The sequence below is a fragment of the Paenibacillus sp. FSL R5-0623 genome (genome assembly GCF_037974265.1).
Classification (GTDB): Bacteria; Bacillota; Bacilli; order Paenibacillales; family Paenibacillaceae; genus Paenibacillus.
The window spans coordinates 433,692-457,759 of the sequence record NZ_CP150233.1 but is presented as its reverse complement, the minus strand read 5'-3'; the positions used below and the strand labels follow the sequence as shown (position 1 = coordinate 457,759).

23 protein-coding genes are annotated in these 24,068 nt (G+C 46.2%); 8 read left to right on the top strand and 15 right to left on the bottom strand.

Annotation, left to right across the window (positions count from 1 at the left end):
• Nucleotides 1-121: 121 nt before the first annotated feature.
• A complete protein-coding gene (locus MKY92_RS02170) occupies nt 122-1,378 on the bottom strand; it encodes a DUF445 domain-containing protein (protein ID WP_339298930.1) in 1,257 nt (418 codons plus the stop codon).
• A gap of 333 nt (nt 1,379-1,711) precedes the next feature.
• On the opposite strand from MKY92_RS02170, the gene MKY92_RS02165 reads away from it, so the two are divergent.
• The 3 genes from MKY92_RS02165 to MKY92_RS02155 all read left to right on the top strand — a co-directional run bounded on the left by MKY92_RS02165 (nt 1,712) and on the right by MKY92_RS02155 (nt 4,179).
• Complete coding sequence (locus MKY92_RS02165; protein ID WP_339298928.1) at nt 1,712-2,539, top strand: aldo/keto reductase; 828 nt, start codon at nt 1,712-1,714, stop codon at nt 2,537-2,539.
• 273 nt (nt 2,540-2,812) lie between these two features.
• Complete coding sequence (locus MKY92_RS02160; RefSeq protein WP_339298927.1) at nt 2,813-3,331, top strand: sigma-70 family RNA polymerase sigma factor; 519 nt, start codon at nt 2,813-2,815, stop codon at nt 3,329-3,331.
• Nucleotides 3,328-4,179 carry a hypothetical protein gene (locus MKY92_RS02155; RefSeq protein ID WP_339298926.1) on the top strand — a complete coding sequence of 284 codons (852 nt, stop codon included), beginning with the start codon at nt 3,328-3,330 and terminating at the stop codon, nt 4,177-4,179. Before MKY92_RS02160 ends, MKY92_RS02155 begins: the two co-directional genes overlap by 4 nt.
• Nucleotides 4,180-4,331: 152 nt before the next feature.
• Here MKY92_RS02155 and MKY92_RS02150 read toward each other — a convergent pair whose 3' ends face one another.
• The gene (locus tag MKY92_RS02150; RefSeq protein WP_076216501.1) at nt 4,332-4,790 is read right to left on the bottom strand and encodes a cupin domain-containing protein; all 459 of its coding nucleotides are present in this window, start codon (nt 4,788-4,790) and stop codon (nt 4,332-4,334) included.
• A 257-nt stretch (nt 4,791-5,047) separates the two neighbouring features.
• Here MKY92_RS02150 and MKY92_RS02145 point away from each other — a divergent pair, with 257 nt between their 5' ends.
• Nucleotides 5,048-5,899, top strand: coding sequence for an AraC family transcriptional regulator (locus tag MKY92_RS02145; protein ID WP_339298925.1), 852 nt, complete (start codon nt 5,048-5,050; stop codon nt 5,897-5,899).
• A 152-nt stretch (nt 5,900-6,051) separates the two neighbouring features.
• Here MKY92_RS02145 and MKY92_RS02140 read toward each other — a convergent pair whose 3' ends face one another.
• A complete protein-coding gene (locus MKY92_RS02140) occupies nt 6,052-7,665 on the bottom strand; it encodes a glycoside hydrolase family 28 protein (protein WP_339298924.1) in 1,614 nt (537 codons plus the stop codon).
• A gap of 480 nt (nt 7,666-8,145) precedes the next feature.
• Between MKY92_RS02140 and MKY92_RS02135 the strand changes: the two genes are divergently transcribed.
• From MKY92_RS02135 to MKY92_RS02120, 4 genes are all read left to right on the top strand, one after another.
• On the top strand, nt 8,146-8,874 hold the full coding sequence (locus tag MKY92_RS02135) for an amino acid ABC transporter ATP-binding protein (protein WP_051449904.1): 729 nt from the start codon (nt 8,146-8,148) through the stop codon (nt 8,872-8,874).
• A 39-nt stretch (nt 8,875-8,913) separates the two neighbouring features.
• On the top strand, nt 8,914-9,744 hold the full coding sequence (locus MKY92_RS02130; RefSeq protein ID WP_017691036.1) for a transporter substrate-binding domain-containing protein: 831 nt from the start codon (nt 8,914-8,916) through the stop codon (nt 9,742-9,744).
• A 101-nt stretch (nt 9,745-9,845) separates the two neighbouring features.
• Nucleotides 9,846-10,568 (top strand): amino acid ABC transporter permease, encoded by a 723-nt coding sequence (locus MKY92_RS02125; RefSeq protein WP_339298923.1) that lies wholly within the window; start codon nt 9,846-9,848, stop codon nt 10,566-10,568.
• A gap of 112 nt (nt 10,569-10,680) precedes the next feature.
• A complete protein-coding gene (locus tag MKY92_RS02120; protein WP_339298922.1) occupies nt 10,681-11,331 on the top strand; it encodes an amino acid ABC transporter permease in 651 nt (216 codons plus the stop codon).
• 396 nt (nt 11,332-11,727) lie between these two features.
• Here the strand turns inward: MKY92_RS02120 and MKY92_RS02115 are convergent, their stop codons facing one another.
• The 12 genes from MKY92_RS02115 to MKY92_RS02060 form a co-directional block, all read right to left on the bottom strand.
• Nucleotides 11,728-13,065, bottom strand: coding sequence for an FAD-dependent oxidoreductase (locus MKY92_RS02115; protein WP_339301648.1), 1,338 nt, complete (start codon nt 13,063-13,065; stop codon nt 11,728-11,730).
• Between the two features lie 78 nt (nt 13,066-13,143).
• Nucleotides 13,144-13,998 (bottom strand): carbohydrate ABC transporter permease, encoded by an 855-nt coding sequence (locus MKY92_RS02110; protein WP_339298921.1) that lies wholly within the window; start codon nt 13,996-13,998, stop codon nt 13,144-13,146.
• Nucleotides 13,982-14,896 carry a sugar ABC transporter permease gene (locus MKY92_RS02105; protein ID WP_339298920.1) on the bottom strand — a complete coding sequence of 305 codons (915 nt, stop codon included), beginning with the start codon at nt 14,894-14,896 and terminating at the stop codon, nt 13,982-13,984. The genes MKY92_RS02110 and MKY92_RS02105 overlap by 17 nt, the downstream gene beginning before the upstream one ends.
• Before the next feature lie 349 nt (nt 14,897-15,245).
• Complete coding sequence (locus tag MKY92_RS02100; protein ID WP_339298919.1) at nt 15,246-15,947, bottom strand: hypothetical protein; 702 nt, start codon at nt 15,945-15,947, stop codon at nt 15,246-15,248.
• A 30-nt stretch (nt 15,948-15,977) separates the two neighbouring features.
• Nucleotides 15,978-17,273, bottom strand: a complete 1,296-nt coding sequence (locus MKY92_RS02095) for a sugar ABC transporter substrate-binding protein (RefSeq protein WP_339298918.1) — start codon at nt 17,271-17,273, stop codon at nt 15,978-15,980.
• Between the two features lie 103 nt (nt 17,274-17,376).
• Nucleotides 17,377-18,144, bottom strand: a complete 768-nt coding sequence (locus tag MKY92_RS02090) for a response regulator (RefSeq protein ID WP_339298917.1) — start codon at nt 18,142-18,144, stop codon at nt 17,377-17,379.
• A gap of 5 nt (nt 18,145-18,149) precedes the next feature.
• Nucleotides 18,150-19,973 (bottom strand): sensor histidine kinase, encoded by a 1,824-nt coding sequence (locus MKY92_RS02085; protein ID WP_339298916.1) that lies wholly within the window; start codon nt 19,971-19,973, stop codon nt 18,150-18,152.
• A gap of 242 nt (nt 19,974-20,215) precedes the next feature.
• A complete protein-coding gene (locus MKY92_RS02080; RefSeq protein ID WP_036616818.1) occupies nt 20,216-20,404 on the bottom strand; it encodes an aspartyl-phosphate phosphatase Spo0E family protein in 189 nt (62 codons plus the stop codon).
• Between the two features lie 190 nt (nt 20,405-20,594).
• Complete coding sequence (locus MKY92_RS02075; RefSeq protein WP_339298915.1) at nt 20,595-20,864, bottom strand: hypothetical protein; 270 nt, start codon at nt 20,862-20,864, stop codon at nt 20,595-20,597.
• Between the two features lie 78 nt (nt 20,865-20,942).
• On the bottom strand, nt 20,943-21,629 hold the full coding sequence (locus tag MKY92_RS02070; protein WP_339298914.1) for a hypothetical protein: 687 nt from the start codon (nt 21,627-21,629) through the stop codon (nt 20,943-20,945).
• A 333-nt stretch (nt 21,630-21,962) separates the two neighbouring features.
• Nucleotides 21,963-22,148, bottom strand: a complete 186-nt coding sequence (locus tag MKY92_RS02065) for an aspartyl-phosphate phosphatase Spo0E family protein (protein ID WP_339298913.1) — start codon at nt 22,146-22,148, stop codon at nt 21,963-21,965.
• Between the two features lie 478 nt (nt 22,149-22,626).
• Nucleotides 22,627-23,994 carry a helix-turn-helix transcriptional regulator gene (locus tag MKY92_RS02060; protein WP_339298912.1) on the bottom strand — a complete coding sequence of 456 codons (1,368 nt, stop codon included), beginning with the start codon at nt 23,992-23,994 and terminating at the stop codon, nt 22,627-22,629.
• Nucleotides 23,995-24,068: the final 74 nt, after the last annotated feature.

Genomic DNA, 24,068 nt, shown 5'->3' with positions numbered 1-24,068 from the left:
ACACTTTGGTGTACATTACCCACTTTCCTAATTCTTGCATCAAGTAGATAATAATTTTCCCATCCACAGCAAAAAGAGCCTGCTCCTCGTAGGAGCGGCCCTCCTTTTACATACATTACTTTTATGCCAATGCCATCTGCAGCGCAGTCAGCGCAATCCCGATAACAAATCCGGTAACGGCTCCGTTGATCCGAATCCATTGCAGATCCTGTCCAACCTTATCCTCAATCATCGAAACCAAAGTGGCATTGTCCATTTTGTCCACATTTTCGCGTACCAGTTTACCGATTTTGGAATGGTTTTTCTCCAGCAGTGTTGTGACACCATTTATGATCTTGGCATTCATGCCTGTCATCAACTCGTCATCTGCCCGCAGATCAATCAATACCCGCTCAATGGCAGGCAGTGCATACGTATCTACATACTGTCCCTCTTCCATCGCGGCGAGCGCCTTGTCTCTCAGTTCGGTGAGTTTGTTCAGCACCGTTTCCTCTGCGTTCCAGCCCTCCAGCATATTGTTCTTCCAATTGTTGATTCCATCTTGTAGAGCCTCGCTCATTGCCAAACGCACCGTCTGGGTACGTACCATATCAAGCACCTTGTACCTTAGAGCGCTGCCTTCACGTTTCATATCCTCTACCCGATCGAAGAGGTATCCTTGTAAAATGCCACCCAAACGCTCCTCGTTCATATAACCCAGGAACGCATTCATCGCAAACTGCATCAATCCGTTCATCTGAATGCCACTAATGGCTTTCATGCCGCTTTCACCCAAAAACATGATCGTCTCGGGTTTAACCAGCCACTCCTCGGCTTGCTTCAGTCCGTAGTCCAGCGCTTTTGCGTCATAACCCCGCTCTGTCATCTGGTGGGCAGCCCGTTCCAGAATCGGACCCAGATCAAAGGCGCCCGCTTGTGACTTGATCTCACGTGCTACGAGCGGAGCAATCTGCTCTAACGGCAGACCCGCCAGAATTCGTTTGCAGAGCGTATCAATCATGATCTTGATCCCGTCACTGTGAAGCTCACGGGTCAACGTATCGAGTACCGTCTCTGCTGCTTTGAAATCTGCAATTTTCTCGGTAATGCTGTCTTTGTTTAGCAAGTTATTCTCTACTGCGGAGACCAGACCTTCCGTCATTTTATCACGATTTTTCGGCAGCAATGCCGTGTGTGGAATGGGAATGCCGAGCGGGTGACGGAATAATGCGGTAACGGCGAACCAGTCCGCAAGTCCACCCACGAGTCCCGCTTCAAATGATCCTACCAGCAACTTGCCCACGGGAACGCCCTGGAACGGCAAGGATGCAGCAAATCCTGCTCCCATTACCACGAGAGACCAGGCTGCTGCTTTTTTGGTTTGTTTAGGTTTAGCCATTGTATTCTTGCTCCTTTATCGTTAGTCGTACGGTCTGGTCTGTACCCGATTCCGTACTTCGTCTGTTCTTATGTAAACTCTCCAATTACAAAGTCTTGACTTCCATAATTCGTATACTTCATCTTATCACCCACAAGCGTCAAAACCAAACCTCTGGTTGAAGAAAAAGGATAATAGCGGTGTTTACTTCGTAAAACGGATCAATCCCTTTTCCAAGACCAGGCAGAGTTTAGTATAATCATTCAAGACGGCCCTTCGATATCGATTGGCTGCTGAACAGCAGGGTAATTACATAGTGGAACAATGAATCAATAAGAGGAGGAATTTCGGACCATGAAACACGTGCAGGACACAACCACGCTCTATAACGGAGTCAAAATGCCATGGCTGGGTTTTGGGGTATTCAAAGTTAAAGACGGAGACGAAGTCGTTCATGCTGTCAAAACAGCCATTCAAGCTGGTTATCGCAGCATCGACACAGCCAAAGCGTATAACAACGAAACAGGTGTCGCTCAGGGTATTCGTGAATCTGGAGTAGCTCGTGAGGATCTGTTCATTACCACGAAAGTATGGAATAGCGATCAGGGATATGAATCCACGCTAGCTGCCTTTGAAGCCAGCATGGAACGACTCGAACTGGAGTACCTGGATCTCTATCTCATCCACTGGCCGGTTAAGGGCAAGTACAAAGATACATGGCGAGCGCTGGAGAAACTCCATAAAGAAGGACGCATCCGGGCGATTGGTGTGAGCAACTTCCAGATTCACCATCTGGAAGACTTGATGATCGATGCCACGATCAAACCGGCAGTTAACCAGATAGAACTTCACCCACTATTGATTCAGTCAGATCTTCGTGAGTACTGCAACAAACATCAGATTCAGATCGAAGCCTGGTCTCCGCTCGGACAAGGTCATCTGATGGATCATCCGTTGCTGAAGGACATCGCAGCCAAATACAGCAAGTCCCCGGCACAAGTGATTCTGCGCTGGGATCTGCAGAACGGCATCGTGACCATACCGAAATCTGTCACGCCTGAGCGTATTCGCGCGAACGCCGATCTCTACGATTTTGAGTTAACTTCGGAAGAAATAGAGCAGATTAACGGCCTGAACGAGAATAAACGCTTTGGTTCTGATCCAGACAACTTTAACTTCTAATATAAACAGATGAATTCGATTACACCCGCCTTCGATCTTGGAAGAGCGGGTGTTTTGGTATGTGATGTTATAGGCAAACTATTCGTTGTTAAGAATGGAGGCGAGGCTCTTTATCCTATTAAGGGTCGAAAGAAAAAAGTTTTTTGACCGTTTAGAACTATTTTGTCTCCTCATCAGTCTAACGAGTGTCAAGCGAACTCAAGCACTTATATAGAATCCAGGCCTGGAACGAGCGGTGACTTGAATATTTAGGTTGATCAGGGGGGATCAGGAGTGATTAGACTGAACCATAAAAAGACAAAAGAAGGACAGTTCAGCGAGAAAATAACAGAGATTCAAAATAAATTATATCGACTGGCATACTGCTATGTTAAAAATGAACAAGAAGCGCTGGATATCGTAGCCGAAGCGGTCTATAAAGGGTACATCGCTTATGGAAAGATGGAGTCCATGACTTATTTTGATTCCTGGATGTCACGAATTGTGATTAACACAGCGATAGATCATATTCGACGTAACCAGCGAGTGACCTATATGGAGGATCATGCACAGGAGTTTGTGGCTCCAGAGCGAGGGGCGTCGCCGGAAGAGAAAATGGATCTATATGCTGCACTGGACCGGCTTATCCCCGAGGAAAGAGCCTATATTATATTAAAATTCTTTGTGAATCTGCCTTTTCGAGAGATGGCTGAAGTGCTCTCCATACCGGAAAATACAGTTAAGTCCAAATTCTATCGTATTATCAAAAAATTAAAAATTTATTTGATTGAAGGAGAGGTTGAGAACGTATGACAGGAAAAGATCGTTACGAAAATATTGAAATCCCTGCTCAACTTAATGACGTTATTCATCGTGCACAGAAAAGAGCCGCTGCTCGCAAGAGTTCATCTCGAATGATTCGTTATGCCTCAGTCATAGCTGCATGTGCTGCTTTTCTCTTCGTGGTGAACATCCCTTCCGTAGCAAACGCCATGTCCAAAATACCTGTGGTCGGAACGATTGTTCAGGTACTTCAATTCGGCGATGGCGGCAAGATTACCGATGGAGTAACTGTGGGATCGGAAGCAACCGAAAATACGCTTAAAATCAATTTTAGCACCGACGAGCAAGCTCAGACTAATGATGCACCCCATTATAATGTGGTACACAAAGAAGCACCTAATCGTATCCTCTTCACTTTTAGCGGTGCACGTTACATGGATATAGAGAAAGTCAAAGCCGACTTCATGACCCAGCCTTTAGTGAAAGATGTTTATGCTTCCATGATTTTAGACGACTCTTCCGCCGGATTCGTAGTTGTACTCAAAGAAGGGGTACAGTATGCCGTAACGGAATTCAAGAACCCTGGATACCTGGAAGTGAAACTGACTTCCGACGGTAAACCGGTCACACCTCGGAAGGTATACTCTCTCCGCACAGAATCAATGCCTTTTGGAGAATCGATGGGTATAATTAAAGAATCCTATCCGGATGAGGACATCTCTTTCCTCAAAACGTCCACTGGTGAGTTTACAGCAGTTATTGGAGAATATCTTACCGCTGAAGAAGCTGAACAGAAGCTCAAAGAACTCGCTCAGCAACCGGATTATCATGAGGAGTTTTATGTGGACAGCTGGATGAGTAACGAGAATCCCAAGTGATCAGTTACTGCCAAAAGTGATGCTTATTCAAAAGGGATTGATCTATCCCTGAACTGGGTACAGACCTTAGCATACTTAATACGCTCAATCCAAAAAAATCCCGATTCGGATGCCTATGCACCTGGATCGGGATTTCGTGATAAAAGTTATACTTAGCCTTTGGATACCAGCTTGAAATCATCAAAGTGGAAACCTGGCGCTACTACGCAAGTTACCAGTACAGGCTCATCACCCAGCGGACGTGCTGTCTGCCATACGCCGGCAGGAACGAGCACCTGTGGTGATTGCCCCGCAGCAATATCCATCCCCAGAACAAGAACTTCCTCGTTCTCCGGGTTCTCCCCGTTGCCGCCCAGCTTCAGTTCAACCGGACTGCCGCTGTGCCACAGCCAAAGTTCATCGGACAGAACCGTATGCCACTCGGAGATTTCATGTGCGTGCAGCAGGAAATACGTGGAACTTGCCGAGAATCGTGGACCGGAGTATGTATCCGGCAGAACGGACTGTGGAATCTGATAAGATGCCTTCCATTCTTCCTTATACCAACCGCCTTCAACGTGAGGCTGCATATTGAGCGCAGCAACCAATGGCGATAATTCATGTGTCGTCATAACCTGTTTCCTTCCTTCCAAATCATATTGGAGACACTCCTTAACCAGAGTTTCGCCTCTCTCCCCCTACTCTAAAACATCATTCAAGTTTTGTCACCTTGACAGTACATATGGGCCAGGCCAGATTCGTTCTCTCGGTTTTTAACGATAGGATTAAAGAAATATTTCATTTCCAATGATAGCGTTTACAAAAAGATGGATTTTCCGTTATGATATGGATATCGTTGTTAATCCGTGAAGCAGAGGGGAGCTGTACCATGAGTCTCATAGAGGATCGGATTGGACCCAAATACCGAATCGGTGAACATTCATTTACCATTGAACATATGCGAAGACATGACGGGAATGGTATGCCACAACCTCACGCTCATCCATTCTACGAACTGTATTACTTGCTTGAAGGTGAACGAGTCTATTCCATGAATGGTCAGATTCTGTCCGCCCGCAAGGGTGATTTCATTCTGATTAATCCACACGATGTACATACCACCTCCAAAGGAAGTATTCCCGGCTTCGAACGGATATTAATCGGTTTTTCGCCTGCTTTTGCAACGGGGATGGAACTTGGCATATGTGGTCTGCTGCCTTTTAATTGTTCAAGACTCCTTCGCCTGCCTGAAGCGGAACAGCCCGAGATGGAGCGTATATTGTGGCAGATGCTGCAAGAATGCAAAGAGCGACGCCCTCACTATGAGATCGCCGTAAGAAGTCTGCTTGCCCAACTTTTGATCCGTATTCATCGGGTAGAGGAGAACATCCGGCAGTCATGCCCCGGCCCCTTGCATCCGATGCAGAACAAAATCAGTGAAATTGTCACTTATGTGAATAAAAACTATACCGAACCACTTACGCTGGAGGGTGCAGCCAATCGTTTTTATATCAGTCCATCCTATCTGAGCCGAATGTTCAGCCGATTTACCGGATTTCGATTCAGCGAATACTTGCGTGTTGTCCGGGTCCGAGAGGCACAGCGAAGACTTCTTACCACACAAGAGCGTGTACAAATGATCGCAGAGAAGGTAGGATTTGAGCATACGGCTCATTTTAACAAAACATTCAAACAGGTTACCGGTACAACACCGCTGCGCTATCGCAAGGAACACCGGTAGATCATCCGATAACTTCATATAAAAGCCGAGTGGGTAGCCTTGCTCCAGAGATTACGCATCCCTTATATCGTGAAGCACCACGATTACTGGATCTATGGCTACGCCACTGCGGCTGAGTTTGACCAACTTGTATAAACCTTATTACATAACTTTTACCTGCGAATGATCACACCACTTCGTACCTCGGGACCAACAGAGATCTGGCGACCTTCTGTGTCGGCATCACCTTCTCGGCAGACAATGCCTGCGGACTCGTGTCCTGTCACCATCAGAAGTCGGCCATCTGCGCCTTTGCCCTGAATGCTCTCTAACTCTGCCCCTTTGCACTGGTGCAAATGAACCAGCGGACCTTCGGTGATCTGCGCCTGCAATTCAGCGATATGCAGATGTTTCGCATGAGCACATTGGATACCACTGCGAGCTTGCACGTTGTAACGCTGGATGATCACCCCATCCAAAGGCAGTTCCGGCAATCCACTCACAAGCAACGCAGTGTCGGCACCGGCACAGACCACATCCGATATTCGAATATCCCGGAACATTGGCGTCTCTTCGCTAATCTCCTGAGACAGATCACTGCCCCGGGCAGAGCCTTCCTGATTCGCATAGAAAAAGGAAAACGAGATGGCTTCCATAATGATATCTTTCATATATATGCGCTCAATCTGAATGTCCTCGACCACTCCGCCGCGCCCACGTGCGCTTTTGAAGCGAAGTCCAATGTCCGTTCCGATAAACGTACAATCCGATACTCGCACATGCCGCACACCACCGGACATTTCACTGCCAATGACAAACCCGCCATGACCGTGATACACCGTGCAATCCCGAATGGTGATGTACTCCGATGGCAGGCCAAGCTCACGGCCTTCGGCGTCCTTGCCTGATTTCAGACAGATCGCATCATCACCGACATCGAATATACTCTTCTCCACCACCACATGACGACAGGATTCAATGTCCAGCCCATCTCCATTCTGAGAAAACCACGGATTCCGCACACTCACGTTACGAATGGTGACATGCTCAGATGCCCAGGGGTGCAGATTCCATGCAGGTGAGTTCTGGAACGTTGGACCGTCCAGCAATACCCGTTTGCATCTCCGTAAACTGACCATGTTGGGGCGCAAAAAGTCTCTGACTTCTTCATAGGCAGTGGTATCACTTACCTGCTCCTGATGCAATCGATTCGCAATGGTGCCGCCTTCAAGTGCAGCTGCGGTAGGCCACCAGATTTCCTCATCCCCACCGGATTGCTCTACAACACCACCGGAAGCGACCAATTGGTTCCATTGTGAAGTGGTCATTTTGGAGCGTTTCACCGGACGCCACGCTTCCCCGCCACCATCCCATATCCCCTCACCAGTAATCGCAATATCCTCCAGTTGATCACCATCGATCGGGGATTGGCAACGTACCACCTGCCAGCCTTCGAAGCTTGATGCAATTAATGGGTATTGATCAAAATCTCGGCTAAATGTAACCAGTGCTCCTGCTTCCACATGTAGTTCGATCCGGCTGCGCATTACAATCGGGCCTGTGAGCCATACCCCGGCAGGAATTACGATTCTTCCACCTCCTGCTTCGGCACACGCCGCGATGGCAAGTCGAAACATTTCTGTGTTATCCGTTACACCATCTCCAACAGCTCCATAGTCTGTAAGCTGAAAATCCTGAGCAGGAATGACAGGCAAATCGGCTTCATAAGCTCGAACATCGGACTGGGCACTTGCTCCTGTCGATAATGGGGAGTGATATGTATTCATCGTGCAGAATCATCCTCTCTACATGTAATGGAATTGTTATGGGGTCAATACATCGCTTTTACTTTCCTTACTTACGTTCAAACGGACGCTCTCTCACTCCATCATATCAATGGCATGACGTGTAGGGTTGAGCTTTCTTGCCATGTACACGTGGAACTTGATGCTATTTGTTTTGTTAATCAGAGTCATAAATCAAACATCACTTTCAGTATACTCTATACAACTATTCCAAAGGTTGGAAAACAACTAGGAGAATAGATTCATTTTTCTGTCAGGATTCGTCACAAGGCATTTAATAACATGACAGATATATAACATATTTTCTGGCTATAGCCCTAGATAACCCATTACTTATGTCATGTTTTATCACAAACCAATTGCCATAAGCAGGATGACTATGTATGATTAAATAACTAGTTTCAATTTATTCCTTATTATCCCTTTTACACACAGACGTTGCAGAAAGGATGGGGTGTACTCTTGATTGAATTTAGGGGTGTCCAGAAGCATTTCGGTCATTTTCATGTCCTCAAGGATATCCATCTTCACATTGAAGAAGGAGAAGTCGTTGTCATTATCGGACCTTCCGGCTCCGGCAAAAGCACATTACTCCGTTGTATTAACCGCTTGGAGACCATTACCGAAGGTGAACTTGTCGTCAGTGGGATTCCTCTACATCAGAAAAAGGTGGACATTAACCTCTTCCGCCGTGACATCGGCATGGTATTTCAACACTTCAATCTGTATCCTCACAAAAAAGTCATCGATAACATTACCCTTGCACCCATGAAGGTGCGCAAACAACCCAAAGAACAGGCAGCCGCAACAGCAATGAAGTATCTGACCCGGGTGGGCATTGCCGACAAAGCAGATAGTTATCCATCCCAGTTGTCCGGTGGACAGCAACAACGGGTAGCTATCGCCAGAGGACTCGCCATGGAGCCCAAAATCATGCTTTTTGACGAACCGACCTCTGCTCTCGATCCCGAGATGATCGGGGAGGTCCTCGATGTTATGCGCTCCCTTGCCCATAATGGCATGACCATGGTCGTTGTTACCCATGAGATGGGATTCGCCCGCGAAGTTGCGGACCGGGTCATCTTCATGGACGAAGGCCGAATTGTTGAAGAGGCCAACGCTGCTGAATTTTTTGACAACCCCAGAGAAGAACGAGCACAGCAATTCCTGAGCCGTCTGATTCATCATTGAGAATAATCCAATATTCCATTTTGAAAGGGGTCTTTATTCATGAAGAAATTATTGAAATGGCCATCATTTATGCTTGTCCTCATTCTCTCGCTTGTATTGTCCGGTTGTAGTACAGGTACAGATACACCTTCAGCGAGCGGTGGTGGTGACGCCGAGGCGAAAGGAACGATTGAGCGGATTAAGGAACGCGGCAAGCTCATTGCCGGTGTGAAATACGATACGAAGCTGTTTGGCTTGAAAGATCCCGCAAGTGGCAACGTTGAAGGATTCGATATTGATATCGCCAAGGCACTCGCCAAACAGATCCTTGGAGATGAGACCAAGGTCGAACTGAAAGAGGTCACTTCCAAGACGCGTATTCCCATGCTGCAAAATGGAGACATCGACATCATCATCGCCACAATGACAATTACGGATGAGCGTAAGGAACAGGTGGATTTCAGTGATGTTTATTTTGAAGCAGGGCAGTCCCTGCTGGTGAAAAACGACAGTGCAATTACCGGCTTGGAAAGCCTCAGCGGGGTGAAAGTGCTCGCGGTGAAAGGCTCCACATCCGCTCAGAATATTCGCGAGAAAGCCCCGGATGCTGAGGTGCTTGAATTCGATAACTATCAGGATGCATTCACTGCTCTCAAAGCAGGTAAAGGCGAAGCGCTGACCACAGATAACATCATCCTCATCGGCATGCAACAGACGGATAACAGCTTCCAATTGGTTGGTGGCAATTTCACAAGCGAACCTTATGGCATGGCCATTCGCAAAGGCGACACTGCCTTCGTGGAGGAAGTCAACACGCTGCTCAAAAGCATGAAAGACAGCGGGGAATATGACACATTACATGAGAAATGGCTGGGCTCCAAGCCCGAGTAACCCGAATTAAGATAGATAAACGGCGAATTCGTCTGTTAGATGCGAAGCATGAGCAGACGTAATCGCCGTTTCTACATCTGGAGAACGGAGGCTTCGCCTATATGGGCACATTGGATTTCAGCGTACTAATGCGACACTCGGATCGTTTTCTGGAAGGGTTCCTGAATACCATTCAAGTGAGCATTTTGGCTCTCATTGGCAGCTTTATCCTTGGCGCGATCCTGGCTATCTTTCGGATATCCCCTGTGAAACCGCTGAACTGGATTGGCACGGCTTTTGTGGAATTTATCCGAAACATCCCATTGCTGTTGGTTGTGTTTTTCTTCTATCTTGGACTGCCTGCACTAGGCATCTCGCTGGATGGGTTTGTCTCCGGCACTCTGGGTCTGACCATCTACACCGCCGCTTTCATTGCCGAAGCGATCCGAGCGGGCATTCAGACGGTGCCGCGTGGACAACTGGAAGCAGCAAGATCCTCCGGCTTGTCCTATGTACAGGCCATGAACCTGATCATTCTGCCCCAGGCCATCAAGATTGTACTGCCGTCCATCGGCAACCAGTTCATCAATTTGGTCAAAAACTCATCCATTCTTGCCGTTGTCGCCGGTATGGATCTTATGTATTTTGCCGACCTGGTTAACTCGGATACATTCCAGCCGCTAAGTGTGTACACCATTGTTGCGCTGTTCTATCTGGTGCTGACACTACCACTCAGCTTCCTGGTGCATTATATGGAGCGCAGGTTTGGACAGAGCGATGCAGAAGCGCGCAGCACCAAAGGCAAACCGAAAAAGAACAAACCGGCAGGTCAGGTCACCATGTAACAGATCGACTTGTACTTGGCGTAGTTTCTTAGGGAGATATATTGACTTGTCCATGCCCCATCTATTGATCTTCGATATTCCATTCCTGCATACAGAAGGAGGCTAATAAAATATGGACTTTAGCGGGGCCTATGCGTGGCCCAACCTTCGTTTCCTGCTTCAAGGATTCCTGATTACCCTGCAGGTAGCAGGGCTATCCATTATATTCAGCTTTGTGCTCGGCACTGTGCTGGGTACGATCCGATTTACCCGTATCCCTGTTCTGTCACAGATCATGGCAGTGATCGTGGATACGATCCGGAATCTGCCGCTGTTGCTCATCATTTTCTTCATCCACATGGTACTTCCGCAGCTCGGGATTAAAATGTCCGTCTTCTGGTCCACGGTCGTTGGACTGAGTCTGTTTGAAGGCGCGATGATTGCCGAGATCGTCCGTAGCGGTCTGAAGTCCGTTGAGCGCGGTCAGGTGGAAGCTGCCCGTTCCTCGGGCCTCAGCTACATGCAGACCCTCGGTGGCATCATCATGCCACAGGCGCTACGCCGCATGTCCCCGCCGATGGTCAGCCAGTTCATCTCACTCCTGAAGGATACTTCACTGGCGATCATCATCTCTCTGCCAGAGCTGATGCACAACGTGCAGATCCTTGGCGGTCAAAGTTTCGATTACATTATCCCGGCCCTGCTGCTCGCAGCCGTATTGTATTTTGCCATCAACTACGCGCTGTCCATTGTCGCAAGGCGACTTGAGGCACGGATGAATTGATAATCGGAGGGAATAAGGCATGAAGGAATACGAAACATGAAGGAACATGAAGGAAAGAACCAAATGGATGATAAGAATGAGAGCGCCCCAAAGACTCTAGATCCACCTATGCAGTGGATTTGGAGTCTTTGGGGCTACAATTATGCTCATCAATTCACGAGCTTCCCACCAATTTCTAGCGAACTGAGGGAAGCTTATTTAGCCATTTTTGGGATAGTTTCTAATCTATCGAATCGTAGACGCTCTATTCTTCCGATTCACCCCGCTCCCCCCCCTATTTCAGGGTTTTGAGCAGAATAGCTTCACTGAGATTCGTTACATTTTCCATTACGCCACCGCGAATTAAATAAACACCCACTTCCACTACTAATGATTCGCCCACAATCAGCTCATCCGCTAGATCGCCGCTCCGTTGTGACGTAATTCCGCCTGTAGCAACACGATCGGCAGTTCCACCGGGTCCAGCTTCATCTTCACTGTTAGTGCAGCCGCTGTCCCTGCCGCCTCTCCGGTAGCCATACAGCTTGGAGTCAACCTTGTCGTTGCATGCGCCTCATGTGTGGTGGAGATGCAGCGTCCTGCCGCCAGCAGATTGCGGATATTGCGAGAGATCAGACAGCGATACGGAATATCGTACGCCCCATCTCCTTCTATAAAGGCAGCCACAACGCCTTGACCCGAAGGATCATGAATATCAATCGGATAACCACTTCTGGCAATTACATCGTCAAATTTCCGTCCTGCAACCACATCCGCTTGTGTCAATGCATACTGCCCAATGATCCGCCTGGATTCACGGATACCAATCTGCGGCGCTACCGCCGAGATCGAAGCCCGTTCGAATCCAGGCACATCATGTTGCAAAAACTCAGCAATCATCAGCACCTGCTTCCGGCCTTCCTGTTCCGCAGAGGTCAGATCCTCGGCATCTGTCGCATCAAGTCCCTGCACCCGGGTACAATTAATCAGCACTTCATCCTCTGCCGGTCCGGTAAAAAACAATACCTGATCGCGATTAATTGGCACACCTGCTTTTTTCCACTGGGAGTAGAAGCCGCTCACGCCGGTTAACGGGATGCTGTCCAGTTCAGCAAAGGGGGTTTTCACATAGAAATCCTCCGGATGCTCCTGCATGTATTGTTTTACTCGTCCAAGATCCACACCACGCATACGAAATTTCATGGTCATCGGCTGCGACCGATGATCCCCGTCTCGTCCTTTTGCCACAGAAGCACCCGCAAGATAAGCCAGATCCGCATCCCCGCTTGCATCCACAAATACGTTCGCCTGAAACTCCATTCTTCCAGACTTGTTTGTCACTCGCACCGCTTCCACCCGATCATCCCCAACGACCACTTCATCCACGAAGCTGTGCAATAACAGCCGGACACCAGCCTCCTGCAACATCTCTGCCGCAACCACCTGAAAGATGGCTGGATGGTACGGTGTGACACTGTGCACAAATCCAACCGTATCACGCAAATGCCCCGGGGAGCCGCCACGCATCTGCAAACGATCCACAATCTCCTGCGCAATACCTTTAATGACCTGCTCACCATGTTCCGTATGGAAAGTCATCCAGGGATAGACCATAGCGGCAGTGGACATCCCACCCACGAATCCGTATCGCTCCACCAGCACTGTGCGGACACCCTGTCGTCCAGCCGCAATGGCTGCCGCTATACCAGCTGGACCTCCGCCCACAATAACGACATCTGCCTCTTCCTTTTCCATGCTCATCCGTTCACGCAAATGTTGTCCCTCCTTCCGTTCTATTGCACGTATTGCTCGCCTTTGCACGTATTTCATGGCTTACTCTTTCAGTCCCGTCATGGCAACCCCCTCAATGAAGCGCCGTTGTGCCAGGAAAAAAACAATTAACAGTGGCAAGGTTGCCATGACGGTGGCGCTCATCAGATATTGCCAGGCTGTACCCACTTCATCTGTAAACAGGGATAATCCAAGCGGCAGCGTCATTAGATCACGCGAGTTAATGAAGATCAACGGATCAAAAAACTCATTCCAGATGGTCACAAACGTAAAGATCGTCAGCGTAGCCATACCCGGCTTGGCAATGGGCAGCATAATTCGCGCATATATCCGGAATCGGTTACAGCCGTCAATCATCGCCGCTTCCTCCAGCTCCGTTGGCACCGTAATGAAGAACTGCCGCATCACAAAGATGCCAAACACACCACCCGCGCCAAAGATCGGCAATAATATCAGCGGAAGATGGGTATCAATCCACCCCAGCTGCCGCATGAACAGAAACATCGGTATCGCCGTTACCTCATGGGGAATCATCATCGCACTCAGCAGGATGAGAAATACCACATTACGTCCTTTAAACGGAATTTTGGCGAATGCGTACCCAGCGAGGGAAGCAAAGAATACTGTTCCCAGCACAACCAACGCAGAAATGTAGATACTGTTCCAATAAAAACGGTGAAACGGAATCAATCGAAAGACATCGATGTAGTTCTGAAATCGGAATGGTTCCGGTATCCACTGCGGTGGATAGGTGAATATGCTCTGGGGTTCCTTAAATGATGTCGATATCATCCAGATAAATGGCATAATCATAATGAGCGAAATCAGGGTCAGCAGCAAATACGTCCCCAGAGTACTTCCTATCTTCCGCCCCGAAGGACTAGGCATCGCCTTCATTGAATACCCACCTCTTTCGGAGCTGCCATTGCAGCAGCGTCAGAATTAGCACGATCAAGAACAGTACATATGCGAGAGCAGAAGCATAGCCAAACTGAAATAGTTTGAATGCTTTTTCCCAGATATAATAAACCAATACCTTGGTGCTGTTGCTCGGCCCGCCCTGTGTCATCACATAGATCTGCCCGAATACTTTGAGTGAACCAATCACGGTCATGACCACAGTCAAAAACACCGTTGGTGTGATCATAGGCAACGTGACGTGAAAGAAGGTTCCTCTTCTGCCCGCACCGTCCAATGTTGCTGCTTCGTACAGTGAACGCGGCACCTGCTGAATGGCTGCAATGAACAGCACCATATTCAGACCGACATTTTTCAGCACACTTGTCACAATCACCGCCGGCATTGCCAAATCTTCATTGTACAGCCAGGCCGGACCCTTGATGCCCGCCATCAACAGAAGCTGATTAATCAATCCCGACTCTGTCGCATACATCAGCTTCCACACGATGGCCCATACGATCAGCGAGGTCATGACCGGAACAAAGATCGCTGTTCGGAAAATTCCGATGCCCCGCAGATTTCTGGATAGCAGCAACGCGAGCAGCAGGGCAAGCACAATATTAAGAGGCACCAGCCCCGCTGTGAAATAAACCGTATTGGCGAGCACCTTCCAGAACATGGCATCTGTCATAATATTTCGGTAATTCTCCAGTCCAATAAAATGATGCTCCCCCAGCAGCGGCCAATCGGTCAGGCTCATGTATAACGCGAGACCCATGGGAAATAACAGCAGCAGGGTAAACCCAAGCACCATCGGCGATACAAACAGCCAACCTGCGATCTGGGCCTCTCTGGCGAGTGGCCCCCCTCTTTTGCGCTTGCGTGAATGGGTCAATCAGGCCTCCCCCTTTTAATCCAATTTCCTCCGAAGCTAAACTCTGCTACGATTCTGTATAAGGGGCTGATTCAAAAGGATTGATCCCCTCGCTCCATGCGCTAATGAATCTACCGCATCTTATAAGGCAGAGTTTAAAGAATGCACCGGGTAACGAATCTCAGTCATGTTATTTCTCCATAAAATGTCGCCAGAACCTTAAAAATCGACCAAATGGACGAAATAACGTCTCTCCGATTCCTTAAACTTCAGTTCTGTACAAATGGGCGCGAATAACATGTCCTCGATTCGTTAGAACGACTGGATGCTAACATAGGGTGTCCCCCATGATACACGTGACTTTCCCTGATTAGTCCGGACAGCTCAGACTGTCCACCGCATTGCGGAACCCGTTCACAGCCCTTCGCAGCTGCTCCTCCGTGTTGCCTGTCACGACCGCCCCAAGCATAATTGCCTTTACCCCGGTATCGCGCAGCACCCGAACATCCTCCGGCACCAGCTTTCGCTGGGAAGGAACCAATACCGGAACCTGGGCTTGCAAGACCAGACGGCGATACTTGAGTACATCCGCGAAGCTTAGCGGTGTACCATATTCTTTTCCAGGTACAATGGATGCCTCCAGAGCGGTGAAGCCGAAGTGCGCTGCCGATGTTACGAGGGAAGCATCATATTCTTCATTGATCGCAAACGTTGGGTCCAGCCCCAAGTCATTCAACATGAAGGATGGCAAGTGATGTGCATAGATGGAATAAAAATCAAAACCCAGCCCCCCAAGACGCTCCACATCCTCCCTTTGTGCCCCATCAATACTGCCAGAAGGTACGACCCCAAGCGGACCACCAAACTCACTGCGGATCGCCCGAAACACCTCGGCATACATGTCTAATGGACCAAAATGATTCCCGCTGGCGCGATGACCGACATTATAATGCACCTTCAGTGCATCAGCGCCCTCTTCCATGGCTGCCCGAGCCAAAGCAATATCATTCTCAGGCAGGCTGACCACCAGCGACAGCGGTTTCCGCTCAAGTAACTCTTTGAATTTGCCCATCGTTCTCACCTCCGGTTTCGATTGAATGATTTAGGGTTGCAACACACTTTGGATCTCTTCCTGCATTTGTTTCAGGTTATCCTCAGCTGTCGCTGTCTTTGCAAACAGTCGGTCAAATCCCTGCAATACCGCATTGTCGATATCCTGCCAACGGATATGACCGGGAATTAAGCGCGCTTTTGGCATTTCATCAATGACGGCCTGCACGATATGCTCTTTGCTCGGGTTATTCGGCTGAAGAATGAATGCATCTGAGTTCAGAACAGAGGTACGCGGAGGTACAAAGTAGGTGGCTGTCGCCTGAATCCCCTGCTCACTGGCAAAATACTTCAACAGTTTCTTCGTTTCCTCTGGATGTTTGCTGTCGTTGAACATGGCATATCCGGCCTGCCCCAGCATCGGCACACTGCCTTGAGAGCCGGAAGGCATAGGAGCGATGCTCCATTCAAAATCCGTAATTTCTCTTGCTTTGGAAACATAGCTGTAATTATCAAAGAACATGCCCACATTACCCGCATCAAAGCTGACCTGTTCGCCCGCCTTCGGGTGTGATTCATCGGTGAACATCATGCGTTCTAGTAATTCAAAGGTCTGTACGCCATAGGCATCGTTCCAGGTGAACGTTGTCATGCCTTCGTCGAATGGACCGCTTCCATTGGACCAGGAGTAGGAGGAAAGCACCGCCCAGGTCTTCCAGTCGCGAAAAAAGTTGGCGCCATAGATTCGGTTAGTCGCATCCTTGCTGGTAATGGCTTTGGCGGACTCTTCGAACTGTTCCCATGTCCATTTTCCTTGGGTGGCAAGTGAGTTTGGATCAGTCAGGCCGGCTTGGTCGAACAGCGTTTTATTGTAAAACATGACCACCGGAGGTGTAGAAAAAGGTAGTCCCAGCAGTTCATCGCCATCACGGAACAAATCCAATGTACTTGGAATATAATCATCCAGCTTAAACTGTGCATCATCCTTGAACTCGGATACATCGGCCAGGATGTGGTTGGACTTGAATTGTGGCACCATTCGCTCCGATACCCAGGCGAGATCGGGAAGAGAGCCTCCGGCGGCAAGCACCGAAATTTTTTGCTGGTATTCTGCGAAAGGTACGGATTCCATCGTTACTTTGATGCCTGGATTTTCCCGCGTAAAGTCATCGATCAACTTGTTGTATACATCCATATGCGCCTGATTGCCCCACATCATGAACTTCAGCTCGACCTCTCCGTTCTCTCCGCTTGAACTGCCAGATTCACTGCTGGAATTAGAGCTTGTGCACGCGATTGAAGCCATCATCATGAGTATAAACACCAGTATCAGTCCTGCTTTTTTCATGGAAATCCCCCTTATGGAAGTCGTGGTATACATGTGCAACCAAAGTATAACGAAAGCATCATTCCCCCTTAAATCACGTCAACTACAGAAATGGTATGGTTTTTCAAGAGATACTGAATCGGTCTCGATATTCTCCTGCGGTCCATCCCACCTGCTGCTTGAACACCAGCATGAAGTGTTTGGGGCTCTGATGCCCGGATAACCGTGCCACATCATAGATTTTGAGACCCGTGTTGATCAGCAACCACTTGGCCCGCTCCATACGTGCCTCAGTGATGTATTCGGAATAATTGATGCCTATTTCGTTCTTGAACAACTGGCTTAAATAAGTAGGGTTCAAGTTAACAAGATCTGCTATCGTCTGAAGTCGCAGATCTCCATCGGGATGTTGCTTGATGTGCTCCTTCACATCTCGGATAATCTTCCGCGTATCTCCACCAGCGTGTTCTGTTTTCCCAGATGACTCCGGGATCGAAAGGGTTGAAATACCATATCTGCGATCCAGCAGCAATTGAATCTTTTGTATGCATGATGCCAGTTCATAACGATCGATTGGCTTCAACAGATAGTTCAACACCCCAAACTCCATCGCTCTGCGTGCATATTCAAACTCGCCATAGCCGCTTATGATGAGCATTAGCAATTCAGGATACATGTCTCTGGCTTTGCTTACCAAAGTTAAACCGTCCATTTCACGCATGCGGATATCCGTGATTAACACGTCCGGCACCTCACATCTCAGAAAATCCAGCGCCTCGGTACCGCTCGACGCTTCGCCCGTTACCTGAAACTGAGAAGACACTTGTACGATCAGCTCCCTCAGTCCCTGACGGATGACCGTCTCATCCTCTACAAGCAAGACTTTATACATGCGCTTCAATCCCCTTTCGGTAGAAGTTGAATGGATATCGTGACCACCAGTCCCTGCCCGGGACTCCCATCAATGCTTAGGCTGCCGCCTTCTCCATACATGAGGCGAATCCTCTGAGCGATATTGTTAAGCCCCAAACTGTCCCCGGCATGGCAACGTAATGCCTCATTGGAAGGCTGTTTTGATATGGACTCATTTAACTCGTCAATCTTTGCCTGAGTCATACCCTTACCGTTGTCTCGTACACTAATCAGCAGTTCGTGGTCGAATTTCAAGGCAGATACCCAGATCATTCCCCCATCTTCCAGCCCTTCAATGCCATGGTAGACTGCATTTTCCACCAGCGGTTGCAGTACCAGCTTGGGAATCAAATACTCGGTTATCCCTTCTTCGATATCATAGATAATCTCTAACTTGCCGTCGTAACGTACCTGCTGAATGCGTACATAGGATTGTACAAAAGCAAGTTCTTCCCCAAGTGGAACCATCCGGTCCACCTTATCAATCGTATAACGCAGCAGCTTGCCAAGCGCCGTCACCATGTCCGATACCTCAGCATGCTTCTGGCGAATGGCCATCATGTTAATGGACTCCAGTGTGTTGTATATAAAATGAGGATTCATCTGGCTTTGTAACGCCGACAACTCTGCCTCCCGCTCTTGAATGCCCAGCAGGAACACCTCATTAAACAGTCGATGAATCTCTTCCATCATTCGGTTAAAACCTCGGCCCATCTGTCCGAATTCATCATTGCTGAAGTGTGCTACCCGCTGGCTAAAATCTCCCTGTTCCACCCGAATCATGTGGTGCTTCAGTCGAATCAGCGGCCGGGTGATACGATAGGATAACAGAACCGCCAGAATCGATATAGCCGCCATACACAATACAGCGAACCCTATTGTGAAGGTGAGCATCTCACCCGACTCCTTTTGAATCACAGCAATAGGTGTAAGACTGATCACCGAGAGCCCGGAATAGCTGGAATGGTGTTGTACATAGAGATAGGACTGTCCATCCAGAACAACTTTTTGGTTCCCTGCATAGTTTTGGAGCTGTCCATGCATTAACAACTGGTCGTACGCAGAGATTCCTCCAGTTGAGGTCCGTTCGAACAGCAGACGTTGCTTGCTGTCGACAATCATCAGGCTTGCCTCTTGCTCAACATTCAGATTGGATAACATTTGGCCGAAGGCTTCCAGACGGATGTCAATCAGAATGTACCCCAATCGCTGGAGCGTACCCGGATCTCGAAGCACTCTGCCCACCGATATATACGATTCTTGCTGAATGCCCGTGTAATAGCCGGGTTGATGCGGGGGAAGCAGGCGCCATGTCCCTTCCGAGTCTTCAAGCTCTGCAAACCAGTCATCCTGCCTGCTGTCCCATACCGGCTTAACCGCCAGCGAATCGAGATTGGAGAACAAAATGCCGCTGTTGCTGATCAGATGAATCCCCCGAATCTCGGGCCGGTCATAAGCTTGACCAGATGTGTAAAGCTTCATTTTCAGATAATCCTCAGACCTCGCCCATGTTCCCGACCCCATTGAAGCGTTGTATTTCCCTAGAATGCCAAGCACCATCTGATCATAAAGCGGCAAGAGCGACAACCGCTCAAAGTCCTTCAGCAGCCGATTCAGATTGGCGTTAATCTGGCGAACCATATCAATGGTGAACTGCTCGGTCTTACGATCCATCGTCTGCGAGAAATGCTTGTAGTTCATCATTCCCTGCAAACTTAGCGGCAGCAACGTCAGCGCCAGGAACAACAGGAGCAACTTGGTGCGCAGGTTTACGTTTTTTCCGAAAAAAATGCGTACCTTGTCCATCATTTCCGTTCATCCCTCCCTCTCCCGATCATTGTATGAGCCCCCTTCATAGATCAATCTGGATATAACTGGGGTCATCATATCCAGTTTTAATGATCATCCGCTATCCTGCCAATCCTGGAATTGGTACGGAATTTCAAGTTATACGCATGGGTTTCAGGGTGAATGCAAAAAAGCCGACTGTATCGCTACAGTCGACTACGCTATTTCTATAGAACACTAATTAGACCAAAAAACCGACTGCATTATGCAATCGGTTGTCTGTTCCTGAGATGGCTTTTATATTTGAATCGATTATATTCATTAATAAGCTCGTCCAGTACCATGGACTGTCGGAGGACTTTGTTGTCCTGCATGCCATGATTCTCCGCCAAACGACTCAACTCTTGCCGGTTCCGTTCGATTTTATCTGTGATCTGTACCGGTTCACTCACAGCATGCACCCCCTCTTTGTATAACATTTTAGGATACATTGCCAAAAAATTCATATTTTATTCCTTTGCAGAATAAAATGTTTATTTACAAAGGTTTTCAAAGAAATTCAACCTTTTTCATACTTATATGTTGAACTACAGATTAAATTGTAAATAAGAAAAAAAGTATTCGGGACCCGAATACTTTTCATTATTTACTTCGTAATGAATTTGCTAAATACAACATTAACATCCCTAAAAATATCAATAATATTCCTTCAATTTTATACGACCAAATCTCTGAGTTTATAAAACTACCAAAGATATCAGAGGTATCAGACTTTACATTTTGGTATTCTGCAAGAACCAACATAGCTTTGTCCATACCCCAATCAGTACTTTGAGCAATAAACTGAAATCCAATAACAAATAATACAAATGAACAGATAAGGGCTACTAAGGAAATCAATTTACTTTTCAAATTTAAATTCTCCTTTGATAATATAATATTGCTGTTGTACGCGCTACTATATTACCAAAATTGTGAAATTATGTCTAGTTACCAACCAGTAGTATCTTGCCAGTAAAAGTATAAACCCGTTGGCTCTTTATACTCATAAGTACCAATATAAGAATCAGAAAAGAAACCTTGTTTCCATATCTGAAACGAATAGTAGTTGTATGTTGGTGCGCAGTAAATGGTATATGTTTTATTTGCAGGAATTTGGATTGGTCCGTATGTTTTGTTAAAGTTACGAGTTGCCTGATAGGTCGTACCTAGCTTCGCAGCAATCTCTGCACCACCCCATCCTGCTTTCGAAGAAATCTCAGCAGAGAATGTAGTAGCTACACCATCAATAACGGACAAGGACAAGGGCGCTGGGCCTTTTCCAACCGCACGCTCAATAACATTTCCAGTAATTTGGGTCATGTCAATGTTTTTCAGATAGTAATCTCCTATCGCAGAAGGAAGCACCTGATCGTTTGATAGATTGGAACGGGTCTTATCAAAAGGAACATAATACCCTGCAATAATTGTTTCAGGATCAAGTCCTTGTGAACTAGCTTTTTCTTTAAAATTAGGATCAAAAATACCTATTGCACTTGTCTGAGAAATATCATTATTACTCACTATTTCAGGCGTATTCGTACTTAAAACTTGTCCCTCAGATGAAGCAGATGCCACCGTTGAAAATACAGAAGAAATCATAATTGCTGTTAATAGAATTTTCCCAAATTTTTTCATAGATAGAACCTCCTCATAAGTTTTAAAATAGTCACGTTAATAACCTAACTAACTTAATAAAGAAACTAAGATCATATGACTGTGTTATCTTTGAGTCTCGAATTCTCTCTTCATCGACTTAAATCAAATTTTATCCATATCCTAACGTTGCAATCACCTCTTTTCTTTCTTTGTAATTGAGAACGTGCTCAGATTAATCATATAATCATTTTCAAAAGAAACTTAAATAAACTTTTTATGAATAATAATCCATAATATAGCCCTATTGTTATTAAACATTGATAATCATCATAAAAACACTATTTCTAGTATGACTATGATTTCAAGTTAGCTTCACAATACTTTACACCTCTTTACGTTCACTCCTAAAGTAACTCGATTATATTCATTAATTAGCTCATCCAGTGCCATAGACTGTTCAATCACTTTTATATTTGAGATTTCATATTGATTTACCAAGCGACTCAACTCTTGCCGACCTTGCTCGATTTGGTCTTTCAAGTTACTCAGTTCTCTCATGGCAAGTCCCCCTCTAGGACATTCTGGAAAATATTCAATATGAGTAAGCTATTAGTTTCGCTAATGACTACAAGTGCTTTTTAGAACATAATATGTTTTGCATAATATTGTAAAAACAAATCTTTAGAAAAGGCATTGCGCTCTGCGTAATCCTTTATCAAAATACAAAACAGCCTACCTCAAAAGCAGATAGGCTGTTTGTTTTATTTAATATTTATCGTCTTAAATAATTGTGAATACGTCTCTTGCTGAGACAAACTAGCTTGCTGTCTATAAGTCCCGTATAAATCAACACATTTTACTGGCAAATGATCGTCTTGGTTAAACATTGAAAGAGATAAGTGTATTAAGAATTACATTTATACCGGTTTGATAAACTTTTAGTCTTGATTTATACTTTGCAAGTTCATAATTAAACAACATATACGGAACGAATATTGTGCATCTTCTTCATCATCCCTTCCCAGATATTTCATTATTAAAAAGTCGGTAAACTTAACTTTTCTATTAATTTTTTGTACTTTCTGATCTGTGTTTCGGCGGCTTCACTCCTATACTCCCCATACAAATCTAAACATTTAATGCACATCAGGTCATCTTTACTTGAAGAAGAGAGATCTAAACACATAAGTAAGGCATCCATTCCAAGTGAATAATTACGTTGTTTCATTTGATAATTTGCCAATTCATAGTAAAAATCTTGATATACGTGGTTTAACATTTGATCGTTATAACTACCTTTAATATACATGTCAGTATTAAACAAATTGATCTGATCTTTAAATCTGTCTAAAGCATAGTCAATGTTAAAAGAATACTGGTTAGATGCTTGCAAAATATTAATGAGTCCAGCTAATATTTCTGACGGGTTGTTTTCGATATAATCCAAATAAGAATTGATTACATTTTCTTGACCAAGCATTAATTGGGAAGCATATTGATTTCCTTCTCCCCATATTAGGAACAAATCTATTATTTGTTGATCCTCTTGTGTAGGATTCTCAACCTCAACTATTTCCAAGTATTTTTCTATATACTTTAGGACATTTTCATATTCCTTACGAGCATCATAAACGCTTGATATTAACAAGTTTGCATAGGCTACATATGTAAAAAGAGGATAGGCTGTTAGCCTTCTTTTATTACTTTTTCGCCTACGAGATTGAATTTTTAATTGGAATTCTGCTTTCCGTTCCAGTTCCCTTGCCCATGCATCAACCTTGTCCCACAAATGTATCGTATTATATACGTTTGCCAAATCTTTAATTGCATCCAATTGCACTTCTTCATTTAATTTATCAATATACGATTCGAACTTTACTGCTGCATTGAGATTATCATATTTACTCAGTGTTTTCTGAAGCAGGAAAATGCGGTACTGGCAAAGAGCCAACCGCTCCGAGTGTTGATACTTCTCACTGTCGGCCACACATTCATATAAAATGAGTGCCGCTTCTTTTAATCCTCTAGCAAAAAAGCTTTCAGCTACATCAAATAATTCTTCTATATATGATCGATCGTCCGTTACATGAGTGATGACTTGTTGTATACAATCCAGCTTACAAAGCTCAGCACACTCATATAGATATGGCTCCAAACGTCTCCAGTGGGGCGAAGATTCTATGAAGGATTCAACCCCATAACTCTCATAAAAATACCCTTTCTCTAACCCCATAACAGAAGTGATCTGATTCAGTTGGTTCATAGACATCGGTCTGCTACCTTTAAGAATGGCACTTAAAGTCCCAACATTAATTCCTGTAATGTCGGAAAAATGCTGCAACTTGAGATTTTTTTCTCTCATGAATTTCTCAATATGTACTCTTATTGTAGGTACCGATTCCACGATCTCACCTCCGTCACATAAATCACTTATAATTCAATTACATATAATAAATGTTATTTTAATCCTGTATTTTA